The sequence below is a fragment of the Vibrio sp. 2033 genome (genome assembly GCF_033339735.1).
Window position 1 is genome coordinate 103,876 of the sequence record NZ_JAWOVC010000017.1, and the last position, 13,343, is coordinate 117,218.

The window sequence follows — 13,343 nt, forward strand, 5'->3', positions numbered from 1 at the left end:
GCTGTGTTCAAAATCTTAGACCTTTACATCGGTAGAACCATCATCTCTACCACTGCCTTGGTTTTAGCGACGTTTGTTGGCTTATCGGGCATCATCAAATATGTAGAACAGCTACGTAAAGTAGGGCGAGGTGTGTACGACCTCACTCATGCGTTGTACTTTGTGTTACTCAGTGTGCCGCGTGATATCGAAATGTTCTTTCCAATGGCGGCATTACTCGGTGCCCTGATCGGCTTAGGTATGTTGGCTTCAAGCTCTGAGCTGGTGGTGATGCAAGCTGCTGGTTTCTCTAAGCTGGATATCGGGTTATCGGTACTAAAAACGGCCGTCCCGCTCATGATTGTCGTTATGGCGTTAGGTCAATGGGGCGCTCCTGAGGCCCAGAAGATGGCCCGTGACTTACGTGCGTTTGCGATATCAGGTGGTAGCATTGTGTCTGTGCGCTCAGGTGTGTGGGCTCGTGACGCAAACGACTTTATCTTTATAGGTAAAGTCGAAGACGACAAGCTTTATGCTTTAAATATGTGGCGTTTTGATGATGATAAGAATCTACAAAAAGTTATTTTCGCCGAAGAAGTCGACTACCAACAAGATAACAACTGGCTGATGCGCTACGTACAAATTACGGACATGGAAAATGAAAACGTAATTTCAAAGCAAGACATCGAACAGATGGAGTGGCACACCTCTTTGGCACCAGATAAGCTAGCTGTGGTGACCGTGAAGCCAGAAGAACTGTCACTGAGCGGTTTGTATGATTATGTGACTTACCTAAAAGCATCGGAACAAGATGCATCTCGCTATGAGTTGGCGTTTTGGCGTAAGTTGACTCAGCCGCTTTCAATTGCTGTGATGATGTTAATGGCGCTATCTTTTGTTTTCGGTCCACTCAGAAGCGTGACCATGGGGGCAAGGGTATTGTCGGGCGTGGTTGCCGGGTTTACTTTTTACATATCCAGTGAGTTCTTTGGCCCATTAAGCTTGGTGTATGGCATATCCCCAGTGTTTGGTGCTTTGGCCCCGAGTTTGGTGTTCTTAGCTATTGCGATTGCACTGCTACGAAGAAAGCTATAACTGAAGCATCATCGAATAAACCAAGTTTTACCGAACCAAATGTAAAAGGAAGGCATTACGCCTTCCTTTTTTGTGTTCCTAGACAAGTTAGTTTGCCTTCGGTAATACAACAACCTCTGTTTTGGCCCAAATGTCGTGGAAACCACGTTTCTTCGGATCAATCGGTACAGTCAGATTTGCCAAGCCAAAGCCAGATGTCGAAATACGAATTAGAGCTTGAGTTACCGTAATTGGTGCACCGTCTTTGGCATTGCGAACTCGAAGCTTCCAAGCGCGCATCCCAAGAGTTTGTCCTGCTCGCGTCCAGAAGAACACAAAGAAATATATCCACACACCCGCAAGATAAAGTGTAAATAGAGGGCTCAATACAGGGTGCTTTCCGAGCATATCTGCGGCATCAGCGTACTCGCCATAGCTCAACAATCCTGCTGCATTTAGTGCAAACACAACGGCCATAACAATACCAGCGGCCATCATTTCAATTGCGATAATAATCAATGTGTCGTAAATCAACGCTGCAAGTCGACGAAAGAGACCAGCAGGTGGAAGAGTTGTAGACGTTGTCATTATTCCATCACTTACCTTAAAAATTGTGCGTCAGAATATAGATTCCCTCACCAAGAGAAAAGAGACCTAACGCACAGAGTCTTTAATTGTGTATAAACGAAGAGACTTTTCTGCCCTACGTTATCAGCACATGTCATGATACACGAGGCCGTGCAGCAATATGTTTCAACTGAATTCGACTCTCTTAACCATTGGCTTTTTGGTCTGTGACCAGATTAGATAGCTGAGAGAGTTGGTGTTTCTCATCTTCGGTATAATGTTGGCTTAATGAAAGCTCTAAAGCTTTTTCTGACAGCTTGATTGCTGGTGACAAAAATAACTTAGGGTGCATACTAGAGAGAGCTAGCAAGGCCTTTTGTAGGCGAATCTGTATTTGGAGTTGCGCTGCACCATCGTGTGCTATCGGCAAAAAGACATCATCAAACAAATCCTGGTAGCTCAATGCGGGCACAAATAGTCTAGGATATCGAGTTTTGGCTGGCGGCTCACTGAGTAGGTCTCCCCATAATGAAAGTGCTCGTACAGAACGCCCAAGAACGTCAATCGCGGTGCCATTATCATTTACAGCCGGAGATAGTGCTCGTGAGGCGATTTCCGCCATAACGACTAAACCAAAGCGAGGGTCCTGATCATATGAACGCTCCGTTCGAATCGTGAAGGCTGCCGTTACTTCGCTTTCGTCTGGCAATTCTCCACAAACCCAAGCCAATGGTTGACCTACGTACACAAAACTTCCCGGTTGTCGCTCAAGGTAGATGGTGCATTGGTTTGCTTCAGCAATACTATCGAGGTGATGCATATCAACATGCTGTAAGTAGCCAATTTCTTGGCTCAAAATAGGTTTACTTCCTCTGGGCTTATGCTCTGGGTGGCTCCATGGGTGAGCACCTAGCCAGCGCTCTTTGCCCCGTTTTCTTATCGCATCTAACAAGGCTTGCTCTACGTATGAAGTGGTTTCACTGACCCTTCCTAGTACGGAAAGGTGCTGAATCCAACGTAGCAGAGTGAGTATGATCATCACGATTACGGCGATAGTCACGATGAATAGATAAATTTGTGCTTGTTGATGATAGGCCCCAATACCTAGCGCGATAATTCCTACCAAACTAAATAGAAAAGAGCCAAGAAAGGTTGCTAAGGCATTTTGTGTTGTGCTGTCTTCCATCAACAGTTTTGTCGCTCGCGGCGTTACCCCTGCACTAGCGGCACTGTACGCTGAGACCATAATATTGAGAGAGAATGTAGTCACTGCAAGCATGGAGGTTGCGAGGATATTTAATATGTTGTTCAACAAATCCTTGCTGACGTTGATGGCAGGGGGCAGAGTAATGAACTGGTTTAAAACAATCGACATTAAGGCGGTAGCAACAGCTAGTAATGCGTAGAGTGACGTCCGGACCCACAGTTTTCGTGTCATCTGTTTCAGTAACCACTGCCATTTTGACCCAGTCATTCTTTGCTCCTATTCAGTTCTCACTAGAAAGTCGATAGAAAATTCAGAAAGTTATTCTTGCTTAAGCATAGGTTAAATGCCCGTCGTTCTGCTTGATATTTCATGCATCACGAAAGTAAGAAAGCTGCTTGCTTCAAAGAATGGTGCTCTTGAGGTGTGAATTACCACGATTCTGTTACCTTAATTGATAGATGAATTAAAAGTATGTGATTGAAAAGAGGTAGCGCATGATTGTAATTACAGGTGCAAGTAGCGGTTTAGGGGCGGAACTAGCAAAGCGTTATGATGCGGAAGGCAAAGAGACGTATGTAATAGGAAGAAATACAGAAAAACTATCCGCACTAGCAAAACAACTCTCTCATAACGTTGGTTATCAAGCTTGCAACCTCTCATCGCACCAAAATGTGAAACAGCTCTTTGATGGGGTGAAACAGTCCCCTGAAATGGTCATTCATAGTGCGGGAAGTGGTTATTTTGGCTTACTGGAAGAGCAGGAGCCGGAAGAGATTCAAAAGTTGATTGATAACAACCTGAATTCTGCGATTCATGTGTTAAGAGAGTTAGTAAAGCGTTACAAAGATCATCCAATAAAAGTGGTCATGATCATGTCTACAGCCGCGCAACAACCTAAAGCGCAAGAGTCTACGTATTGTGCAGTGAAATGGGCCATCAAAGGATTAATTGAGTCGGTTCGTTTGGAGCTAAAAGGAAAACCTATGAAAATTATCGCGGTTTATCCTGGTGGAATGGATACGGAATTCTGGAAAACAAGCGGCAATACGATGGACACGAGTCACTTCATGCAAGCAGAAGATGCCGCAGAGATGCTACATAATGCGTTGTCGAGCATTGGGAATGGTTATGTTTCTGATATTACAGTGAATAGAACTTAAAAAGAGTTTCGTATACTCATTTTCATCTGGAAGAGTAGTAGAAAATGGAGCGTACGTTTCTTATGAGTACAGCTTTGTCACACTTTGTGGCGAAATTATCAGCAAACGATAGTTATTTAAGGTATTTCTGCTTGCGCAGGTCAAAAGCTTACGTATAATGCCAACCATCAAAGGGCAATAGCCCAAAGATGCCGGTGTGGTGAAATTGGTATACACGACGGATTCAAAATCCGTTGCCTTCGGGCGTGGCGGTTCAAGTCCGCCCACCGGTACCATACATAGAAAGGTCGCTTTTATAGCGGCCTTTCGTCGTTTTAGGTGCTCGTAAATATCAAAAGGAAGTTAGCGTTGCCTTCGCGGTGGCGGCAGGAATGCCAGTCCAATCAACTCCGTCCACCGGTACCATATTTTAAGACAGAGCCTCGATGAAAGTCGGGGCTTTGTTGTATCTGGATCTTCAAAACAAAAAAGCGCGAGGGGTATGCCTCGCGCAAACTACTACATGGTGATAGTAGGAACAGCCTATAGAGCTGTGAACAAGGTATTTTGAGTGTTCGGAGTCCAGTCTGCTTGGGACACGTGCGGTACATCAACTAGATAACGCAAACCTTGATAAGTCACCACATCACCTTGTTTATAGGAAACATTCTGAGTCCAGTTAGTGGCTGGGTCTGCATTTGTCCAAAGGCTAGAGGTTGGAGACGGTGCCCAATCTTGTTGTGCAGTATGGTTTGTTACAGCCTGGTATACAGTACCTAGGTGTAAGACGTAATCGCCAGCGTCGTAGTTATGACCAACTTGCCAGTTCGGTGTGTAGTTATCCATTGTGTCGAAGTCATAACCCGCTTGTTTTGCTAACTGTATAAACTTAGCGAGCTTAGGTAGGTTTTGCGTTGCACCCATGCCACGCTTACCATCTTCAAATAGGAACTCGTGAGTTAATACGATAACTTTATCGGCGTGTAAAGGTGTACCACATGGGAACTCTTGAGCTTTGGAGTTGAGCGGCTTAATCGTTGTTGGTGCACAAGTGTTTAACGCGGAATCCACATATCCAAGAAATGCTTCTGCTTCTGTAAGGCTGTTTGCTGGCATTTCAATGCCCCAATTTTCGGGTGCCCAGTCCACATCCCAACCGTGAGTTTGATAGCCGTTATTCGCTAGGATATTTTGAACCTCGATAGCTGCTTTTACACTGTTGGATGGGTTGGATGTATCGCATACATATCCTGGTTCCCAAGGTTTAAGGTTATCAGACGTGGCGCATAACCCATCTGCTTTGAAGTCTTTCGTCACGCGCCAACCGTTGGTGTAGGGCAGTCTAGCAAACTCTGTTGCCTTGTAGTTCGGGTAGCTTGTAATGTTCGGCAAATACTTTGCTAACACAGATAAGTTTTCCGTAAACATTGAGGCATCGTAAACAGGGTCTTGATACGAGTTAAGCTGGTGGTCCCCGGTCGCATTACACTCCGCAGCACTGTTCGGTCCAAATTCATCCACGCAGTTGTGCACCATGTGATCGTAACTGTGGTTCGCAACAATATGACCAGTGTCTAATGCGAGCTTTAAGGCTTCTAGGGAACGGTCTTCATTCTCATCACCAATTCCATCTAAATGCCAAGCATTAAAGTAAAACGTCGCTTTGATATCTTCCTGGTTAAGTACTTGAATAACGTCAATAGATGCATTGATTGGTCCATCATCAAACGTTAGATAAATGGTGCCTTTAGAGTCGGTTTGAGCAAATGAGTGTTGTGATAGTGCGGCACTTACAAGCGTTGCAATAGCCAATTTATTAAATTTCATTCTCTATTCCTTTTAAGAAATTAATAACGACGTTGTCAGTAGTAAAATATTGATAATTTGAAACTTAATGTGATGTCTTAAATTATTTTATGACTTTTATCCTAGACCTAAATAATTACAAAAAAATAGGTGGTATTTTCTAAATTGGGATTGTGTTCACGAATAATGCAACCGGTTGCGCTTTTTTGTCTTGGTTATTTTTGCTACAGTTTTTACAGGTTGAAATTTACACAACGGGAGTAAGGCTATGAAAAAGATCCTTTTATGCTGTAGCGCAGGGATGTCCACCAGTATGCTTGTTAAGAAAATGGAGCAAGCTGCTGAAAATAAAGGAATTGAGTGCAAAATTGATGCAATGTCAGTGAATGCGTTTGAAGATGCAATTAAAGAGTACGATGTTTGTCTTCTCGGGCCTCAAGTACGTTTTCAGCTAGAAGAGCTAAGAAAAACGGCGCAAGAGCATGGTAAAAACATTGATGCTATTTCTCCTCAGCATTATGGAATGATGAAGGGAGAAGAAGTACTAGAGCAAGCATTAGAATTAATTAACTAAACTATAGTTTTAAATTAAAAAGATAACTGTACATCAAATATAAATATTTGATGCGGGATTCTTTTGCCTAAAATAAGGATGGACTCTATGAAGCTTTATGACGCAATTATAGGCGCAGTCGAAAAGCATATAGCCCCTATAGCAGCTAAAGTGGGGAATCAGCCCCATGTTCGCGCAATGAGAGACGGTTTTATTGTCGCAATGCCGTTTATTATTGTCGGTAGTTTCATTTTGATTTTTGCATTCCCCCCATTTGCCGAAGATACAACCTTTACTTTTGGTCGAATTTGGCTCGATTTCGCCACTACACATTTTGATACCATAATGATGCCCTACAACATGTCGATGGGGATCATGACCATTTTTGTTTCGCTGGGCGTTGCTTATAGTTTAGCTAAGGCTTACAAGATGGATGGGATCACGAGTGCTGTATTGTCACTAATGTCTTTTTTACTCATTGCGGCCCCAGCTAAAGATGGCGCGTTGTCTATGTCTCACATGGGCGGAACCGGGATCTTCACCGCAGTGATGTGTGCATTTTTCTCGGTGGAGCTCTACCGTTTTATGAAAAAGCACAATATTACGATTCGCATGCCAGAGCAGGTGCCACCGGCGATTGCGCGATCATTTGAAGTATTGCTACCAGTCTTAGCGATATTCATTACCTTATATCCACTTAGCCTTTTCGTACAAACCCAGTACGACATGCTGATTCCAGATGCTGTTATGGCTATCTTTAAACCGCTAATTAGTGCGTCTAACTCATTGCCTGCCATTATTGGCGCTTTATTGCTTTGCCAGCTACTTTGGTTTGCGGGTATTCATGGTGCTGCAATTGTTGTTGGACTGCTTTCTCCAATCTTTTTGACCAACATTGGTGCCAACATTGAAGCCTTTGTTGCAGGTGAACCGATTCCAAACGTATTTACTCAACCGTTCTGGGATTTTTACATCTTTATTGGCGGCTCTGGTGCAACACTTGCTCTTGTTATGCTGATGTCGTTTAGCCGTTCTGTTCACCTTAAGAGCATTGGTCGAATGAGTGCGGTGCCTGGCTTTTTCCAAATCAACGAACCGGTGATCTTCGGTAGCCCAGTTGTGATGAACCCGACCTTGTTTATCCCGTTCGTCTTCGCTCCAGTCATCAACGCTACGATTGCGTATTTTGCTGTGCATGTCGGCTTTGTAGGTATGGGTGTCGCTACAACACCTTGGACAACACCGGCACTGATAGGTGCTTCGTGGGGTAGCGGTTGGACCTTTGCGCCAGTATTGCTCGTCATTGGTTTATTAATTCTTGATCTAATCATCTACTTCCCATTCTTCAAAATGTTTGAGAAGCAAATGTTGGAGCAAGAACTACCAACGACGAAGGAAACTAAAGGTGACACGCAGCCGTCAGGCGAAGGCGTTACTGCTTAACTGTGCTTAATGGGCCGCAATTACCGCGGCCCGATTTTCGGAGAGAAAATGATGGAACAAGAATTGGTTGTAATGGAGATCATTTGCAATGCTGGTGAAGCCAGAAGTTTAAGCTACGAAGCATTGCGTTTATCTCGAGAGCAAGATTTTGAAGCGGCTGATGAGAAGCTCTCTCAAGCAAGAGAGTGCATTAATAAAGCCCACTTAATACAGACTCAGCTTATTGAAGAAGATCAGGGAGAAGGGAAAGTCCCGATGACGTTAGTGATGGTGCATGCTCAAGATCACCTAATGACTACGATTTTGGCTCAAGAGATGGCTGTAGAAATCGTCGCACTGAACAAAAAAATCTCGAACAAATAAAGGGGGATGAAAATGTCTAGAGAGGCGATCAAACTTGCCATTATTGGCGGTGGTAGTAGCTATACCCCGGAATTGGTTGAAGGGGTTATTAAGCGCTTAGAATATTTACCCGTTAAGAAAATCCATTTTGTGGACATTGAGTCAGGAGCTGAGAAGCTTGAGATCATCAAAGGATTGGCTCAGCGAATGGTCGATAAAGCCGGCGCAAAAATTGAGATAAAAGCCGGTTTCGATCGCCGTGCTGCGATAAAAGATGCAGATTTTGTGATGACGCAGTTTCGTGTTGGTGGCCTTGCTGCACGCGCTAACGATGAGCGAATCCCAATCAAGTACGACGTCATCGGCCAAGAAACAACGGGCCCTGGTGGTTTTGCTAAAGCACTGCGAACCATTCCGGTCATTCTTGATATCTGTAAAGATATTGAAGAGTTGGCTCCAAACGCATGGATGCTCAATTTCACCAACCCAGCGGGTTTAGTTTCCGAAGCGGTCAGTAAGTACACCAAAGTAAAGAGTATTGGTTTATGCAATGTGCCCGTTTCAATGGAAATGATGATTGCAGAAATGATGGAGTGCGAGCCAAAAGAGCTACAACTTGAGTTTGCTGGGTTAAACCATCTCGTGTGGGTACACAAAGCATGGCTCAATGGGGAAGATATTACTCAAACGGTATTAGAGAAAGTCGGTGATGGTGCCAACTTCAGTATGAAGAATATCTGGGAAGAACCGTGGGATCCGGCATTTCTAAAAGCACTGGGGGCGATACCATGTCCTTATCATCGCTACTTCTATCAAACTGATGCCATGCTTGCTGAAGAGAAACAAAGTGCCGATGAAAAAGGCACTCGTGCTGAGCAGGTAATGGAAACAGAAAATGCGCTATTTAAGCTCTATCAAGATCCTACCCTCGATCATAAGCCGAAAGAGTTAGAGGAGCGGGGTGGTGCTTATTATTCTGATGCATCACTGAACCTAGTTGATTCAATTTATAACAATCGTAATAGTATTCATGTTGTTAACGTTTTAAATAATGGAGCGATCAACGGCCTACCTGACGATGCTGTGATTGAATGTAGTGCCGTGATTGGTAGCTGGGGGGCGAAACCTCTTGCGGTTGGCGAGTTGTCAAACAATATCAAAGGATTACTCCATCAAGTTAAAGCGTATGAGCAGCTAACAATAGAAGCTGCTGTCGAAGGTAATTATGACAAGGCGCTTATGGCATTAACCAATAACCCATTGGTGCCTGACATTGGCCGCGCCAAGTCAATCCTGGATGATATTCTGGCGGTGAACGCTCCGTATTTACCTCAATTTAAACTAACGACGTTGTAAGACTAAGGAAGGGCGCCGATGAAAGTCATTTTTAATGCTGATGATTTTGGTTTAACGAGAGGTGTAAATAACGGCATCGTTAAAGCTCATCAGCAAGGTGTGGTTCATTCAACCACCATGATGGTGGGTATGGATGCTGAGCAACATGCCTTAGAACTAGCTCGCCATAATCCAGACTTGAAAGTTGGCGTTCATCTTAGGTTTACAGCAGGTGTGCCTATAACGAAGCATCGTAACTTGACTAACGGCCGAGCGCACTTTATCAACTATGACGAACTTTGGAGTAAGCAGGACTTCGAAACTCAGGTCGTTTATGATGAAGCAAAAGCTCAGGTGGAACATTTTTTATCGCTTGGGTTAGAGCTAAGCCACTTAGATAGCCATCATCACGCGCATACTCACCCTCAAATTTTGCCCGTTATTAAAGAAGTAGCGAATGAATACCGAGTGCCACTGCGGGGCACTGGCTTGTGTCAAGAATCGATGACAATCAGGTATATCTTTACTGATGAGTTTTATGATCAAAAAGTGAGCTTGGATGGCTTAATGGCACATCTATTGAGCTTAAAAGCTGACTATGACTTGGTTGAGGTGATGTGCCACCCGGCAGAGGCCGATCAGGCGCTTATCTTAAAGAGTGGCTATGCGCTTCAGCGAGAGCTAGAGTTACAAGTTCTTACCTCTCCCATTTTAAAAGAACAGTTAGCTCATCATGGTATAACTGTCACGGATTACTCTGAGCTTGTTTCTACCAATCAAATGGTCGGTGTATGATTAAAGGCTGCCAGCTTCGCCCCCTATAGCACCTTACGAATTGCTGGCAGCCGTTCTACACAAACGAATATTTAATAACAATTGCAGTTGGACCCAATAGCATTATGGCAAGGATTAAAGATGTAGCCGAACTCGCCGGTGTAAATCGCTCTACCGTTTCTCGAATTATTAATGGAGAGGGGAAATTTCGTGAGGAAACTCGAAAAAAAGTAGAGCAGGCTATGGCGCAATTGAATTATCGTCCCAGTGCAATTGCTCGTTCACTCGCAACCTCATCCAGTAATATGGTTGGGTTATTGGTGACTTACTATACGGGGGGCTTCTTTGGCGAGATGATGGAGCAGGTTCAGACCGAGCTGGATATTCATAAGAAGTTTTTGATTACAGCTCAAGGCCATCATTCTGCACAAGGTGAAAAAGAGGCAATTCAGCGTTTTAATGATTTACGTTGTGACGGCTATGTACTTCATAGTCGTTATTTGTCAGATGATGACTTACGTGAACTAGCTAAACAGCCAACACCTTTCGTTCTCCTGGATCGCTACGTGGAAGGAATAGAAGAGCGTTGTGTTACCTTTAACCATCATCATGCAAGCCGTATTGCCGTTGAGCACCTTTTAGCTGGTGGTCATCGAAAGATTGCTTGTATTGCCGGTCCATCCCAACGTCATAACAGTGTATTGAGAAAGCTTGGGTATATTGATGCAATGAAGGATGCTGGTATAGATATTGATGAAAGCTGGTGTGAAGAAGGGAATTATGGCCGGCAAAGTGGTTATGATGCAATGGCTGCAATTTTACAACGACACCCTGATGTGACGGCTGTCTTTTCGTGCAGTGAAGAAATGACGGTTGGCGCAATGCAGTACTTACACGAGCACAGTATTTCTGTACCAGAGCAAATCTCATTAACTAGCTTTGACAGTGTTGATCTTTGTGAAAGTCTTTACCCTACAGTATCAGCAGTGCACTTTCCTATCAGTGACATGGCCCGTGTAGCGGTACAAACGTTAATGGGGCTAGTCAAAGATCAAGAAGTAATAGACAAGCCAGTGTTCGAGGCCAAGCTTAAAATACGCAAAGCAGATCGCTCCTTAAAGTAGCTTACTTCTATCTAATTAAGTGAGTCGCTTAGAAATAACGGTTTGATGTTTTGATAGTTACTGATGAATTTATTCACAAAATTTACTAGTATTCTAACTCTCTTAAGAAATATAAATCAGTAGTGAATAAGTGGCAGCCATTAAACTAACGGTCGATCGTATTCAACCCGGACTACATATCCGTCTTCCGCTAAAGTGGAACGATCACCCCTTTCTACTCAATAGCTTTAAGATTAAAGACCAAGAGCAAGTCGAGATGATCCGCCACCTCGGCGTAAAGTTCGTTTACTTTAATCCAGAGCAAAGCGATGCCGTTCCACTCCCTGTTGATCAAAGACAAGCTGACAGAGTAACAAATGAAGCGTCGTTAGATCATGAAACTCAAAAAATGTGGCAAGAAAAACAGAACCGCATAGAGAAGTTAAGTGCATACCGTCGACGCGTAATTCAGTGTGAAAAAGAGTTTGAGCGCTCTCTGGCACGTATGCGTTCAGTCATGACTAAAATCCGTAATCGTCCGACAGCAGCAGTTGATGAAGCAAAGCTTCTTATTGAAGATATCGTCGAGAAGTTAATGTGCGATGATAATGTTACGTTACATCTGATGAACGGAAAAAATGAGTTTGAAGATATTTATTTCCACTCATTGAACGTGGCTGTTATCTCGATGATGATTGGCCGTGCTAAAGGGTACTCAGCAGCACAGTTGAAAGAGCTTTCCTTCTCCGCACTATTCCATGATATCGGGAAAATAAAAATCCCGACTGCAATATTAAGAAAGCAACTACCTCTAACAGAGCCAGAAACCAACTACTTAAAGTTGCACACTAAATATGGCGTCGATCTTGCGAGTCAAATCGAGGCTTTTCCCGAAGTCGCGAGAATTGTGATCGCGCAGCACCATGAGCTAAGAGATGGATCTGGTTATCCTAAAGGCCTGAAAGGAGATGAGATCAACGAGTTTGCTCAAATTATTGCTGTAGCCAATGCGTTTGATAACTTGTGTCATACACCAATAGTCTCAGACCAAAAGATTCCTTATACCGCACTCTCTCATTTATATAAGAACTGTAAACACCTATATAAAGAAGAGAGCCTGAACATCCTAATTAAGTTTATGGGCGTGTTTCCTCCGGGTACCGTAGTTCAGCTTTCTAATAATATGGTCGGCCTGGTTATCTCAGTGAATGCATCGCATTTATTATTCCCGAATGTCTTGGTTTACGATCCATCAGTACCAAGGACGCAAGCGCCAATCATTGATCTTGCCTCAAAAGATATAAAGATAGTTAACGCGATTCATCCGTCAAAATTACCGGATAAAGTAAAAGAGTATCTAAATCCGCGTTCGCGTATTTCTTATTTCTTTGATAGTGATGAGTAGTTATCCACAGCTTTTTGTGGGTAAATTGTATAAATCCTGAGTGTTATTTCTGGGTAATTTTAGGGTTGGATGGAAAGTATCCATTTGGCATGTTTTTTTAGAAAAAATGCACTTTTAGTATTGCCAAAGAAAATCTTCTCCCTATAATGCGCATCCATCGACACGGCAGACGTCACAAGGCTTCAGCAGGGTCGAAGAGGTAAAAAGCTTCTACAAAAAATTAGTTTAAAAAAGTGTTTGACACTAACAACTAAATCGCTAGAATGCACCTCCGCTTTGAGAGAAAAACTTCTCGTAAAGCAAGCTCTTTAACAATATAGACCTATCAATCTGTGTGGGCACTCGTTGATGATAATCCAATTAGATATTTCTTTCTTAACGGAAAGCGGTATCAAATTAGGTTTCAATGAAACGAAGTGACCATTCGAATTGGGAAGCAGCCTTGAGCTGTTTTGTTTTACTTTTTCAAAAGTGAAAACCAATAAGAGCACAGTCAATTCAAACATTACTTTATGTAATGTTCAGTATTCATTGAGCCGACAAAATCTTAAATTGAAGAGTTTGATCATGGCTCAGATTGAACGCTGGCGGCAGGCCTAACACATGCAAGTCGAGC

Annotated in this window: 12 protein-coding genes, 1 tRNA gene and 1 rRNA gene; 11 read left to right on the plus strand and 3 right to left on the minus strand. The window is 43.3% G+C overall.

The window, feature by feature from the left end; all coding sequences use genetic code 11:
* The first annotated feature begins 3 nt into the window (after positions 1 to 3).
* Positions 4 to 1,074: an LPS export ABC transporter permease LptG gene (lptG, locus tag R7P74_RS19285; protein ID WP_005381071.1), complete on the plus strand. Its 1,071-nt coding sequence runs from the start codon at positions 4 to 6 to the stop codon at positions 1,072 to 1,074.
* A gap of 87 nt (positions 1,075 to 1,161) precedes the next feature.
* Here the strand turns inward: lptG and R7P74_RS19290 are convergent, their stop codons facing one another.
* Entirely contained in the window at positions 1,162 to 1,641 is a 480-nt protein-coding gene (locus R7P74_RS19290) for an RDD family protein (protein ID WP_005381070.1), read from the minus strand.
* A 184-nt stretch (positions 1,642 to 1,825) separates the two neighbouring features.
* On the minus strand, positions 1,826 to 3,094 hold the full coding sequence (locus tag R7P74_RS19295; protein WP_053303445.1) for a DUF2254 domain-containing protein: 1,269 nt from the start codon (positions 3,092 to 3,094) through the stop codon (positions 1,826 to 1,828).
* Positions 3,095 to 3,321: 227 nt separating this feature from the next.
* Between R7P74_RS19295 and R7P74_RS19300 the strand changes: the two genes are divergently transcribed.
* Positions 3,322 to 3,987, plus strand: coding sequence for an SDR family NAD(P)-dependent oxidoreductase (locus R7P74_RS19300; RefSeq protein WP_053350617.1), 666 nt, complete (start codon positions 3,322 to 3,324; stop codon positions 3,985 to 3,987).
* 190 nt (positions 3,988 to 4,177) lie between these two features.
* A tRNA-Leu gene (locus R7P74_RS19305) sits at positions 4,178 to 4,262 on the plus strand.
* A 247-nt stretch (positions 4,263 to 4,509) separates the two neighbouring features.
* Here R7P74_RS19305 and R7P74_RS19310 read toward each other — a convergent pair.
* Complete coding sequence (locus R7P74_RS19310; protein WP_062730828.1) at positions 4,510 to 5,793, minus strand: carbohydrate-binding protein; 1,284 nt, start codon at positions 5,791 to 5,793, stop codon at positions 4,510 to 4,512.
* Between the two features lie 247 nt (positions 5,794 to 6,040).
* On the opposite strand from R7P74_RS19310, the gene R7P74_RS19315 reads away from it, so the two are divergent.
* The 8 genes from R7P74_RS19315 to R7P74_RS19350 all read left to right on the plus strand — a co-directional run.
* Entirely contained in the window at positions 6,041 to 6,346 is a 306-nt protein-coding gene (locus R7P74_RS19315; RefSeq protein ID WP_025767645.1) for a PTS sugar transporter subunit IIB, read from the plus strand.
* 87 nt (positions 6,347 to 6,433) lie between these two features.
* Complete coding sequence (locus R7P74_RS19320) at positions 6,434 to 7,768, plus strand: PTS sugar transporter subunit IIC (RefSeq protein ID WP_005381064.1); 1,335 nt, start codon at positions 6,434 to 6,436, stop codon at positions 7,766 to 7,768.
* A gap of 51 nt (positions 7,769 to 7,819) precedes the next feature.
* Positions 7,820 to 8,131, plus strand: coding sequence for a PTS lactose/cellobiose transporter subunit IIA (locus R7P74_RS19325; RefSeq protein WP_031777269.1), 312 nt, complete (start codon positions 7,820 to 7,822; stop codon positions 8,129 to 8,131).
* Positions 8,132 to 8,143: 12 nt separating this feature from the next.
* Positions 8,144 to 9,466, plus strand: coding sequence for a 6-phospho-beta-glucosidase (locus tag R7P74_RS19330; RefSeq protein WP_005381048.1), 1,323 nt, complete (start codon positions 8,144 to 8,146; stop codon positions 9,464 to 9,466).
* Between the two features lie 18 nt (positions 9,467 to 9,484).
* Positions 9,485 to 10,240, plus strand: coding sequence for a chitin disaccharide deacetylase (gene chbG, locus R7P74_RS19335; RefSeq protein WP_005381046.1), 756 nt, complete (start codon positions 9,485 to 9,487; stop codon positions 10,238 to 10,240).
* Between the two features lie 104 nt (positions 10,241 to 10,344).
* Entirely contained in the window at positions 10,345 to 11,343 is a 999-nt protein-coding gene (locus tag R7P74_RS19340; protein WP_005381031.1) for a LacI family DNA-binding transcriptional regulator, read from the plus strand.
* A gap of 130 nt (positions 11,344 to 11,473) precedes the next feature.
* The gene (locus R7P74_RS19345) at positions 11,474 to 12,727 is read left to right on the plus strand and encodes an HD-GYP domain-containing protein (RefSeq protein ID WP_318123079.1); all 1,254 of its coding nucleotides are present in this window, start codon (positions 11,474 to 11,476) and stop codon (positions 12,725 to 12,727) included.
* Positions 12,728 to 13,276: 549 nt separating this feature from the next.
* A 16S ribosomal RNA gene (locus R7P74_RS19350) occupies positions 13,277 to 13,343 on the plus strand; the annotation flags it as partial.

Excerpts from the sequence above, each read along its gene's own strand:
- R7P74_RS19310 (WP_062730828.1), bottom strand. The coding sequence starts at position 5,793 with ATGAAATTTAATAAATTGGCTATTGCAACGCTTGTAAGTGCCGCACTA.
- chbG (WP_005381046.1), top strand. The coding sequence starts at position 9,485 with ATGAAAGTCATTTTTAATGCTGATGATTTTGGTTTAACGAGAGGTGTA.
- R7P74_RS19315 (WP_025767645.1), top strand. The coding sequence starts at position 6,041 with ATGAAAAAGATCCTTTTATGCTGTAGCGCAGGGATGTCCACCAGTATG.
- R7P74_RS19295 (WP_053303445.1), bottom strand. The coding sequence starts at position 3,094 with ATGACTGGGTCAAAATGGCAGTGGTTACTGAAACAGATGACACGAAAA.
- R7P74_RS19340 (WP_005381031.1), top strand. The coding sequence starts at position 10,345 with ATGGCAAGGATTAAAGATGTAGCCGAACTCGCCGGTGTAAATCGCTCT.
- R7P74_RS19300 (WP_053350617.1), top strand. The coding sequence starts at position 3,322 with ATGATTGTAATTACAGGTGCAAGTAGCGGTTTAGGGGCGGAACTAGCA.
- R7P74_RS19290 (WP_005381070.1), bottom strand. The coding sequence starts at position 1,641 with ATGACAACGTCTACAACTCTTCCACCTGCTGGTCTCTTTCGTCGACTT.
- R7P74_RS19330 (WP_005381048.1), top strand. The coding sequence starts at position 8,144 with ATGTCTAGAGAGGCGATCAAACTTGCCATTATTGGCGGTGGTAGTAGC.
- R7P74_RS19325 (WP_031777269.1), top strand. The coding sequence starts at position 7,820 with ATGGAACAAGAATTGGTTGTAATGGAGATCATTTGCAATGCTGGTGAA.
- R7P74_RS19320 (WP_005381064.1), top strand. The coding sequence starts at position 6,434 with ATGAAGCTTTATGACGCAATTATAGGCGCAGTCGAAAAGCATATAGCC.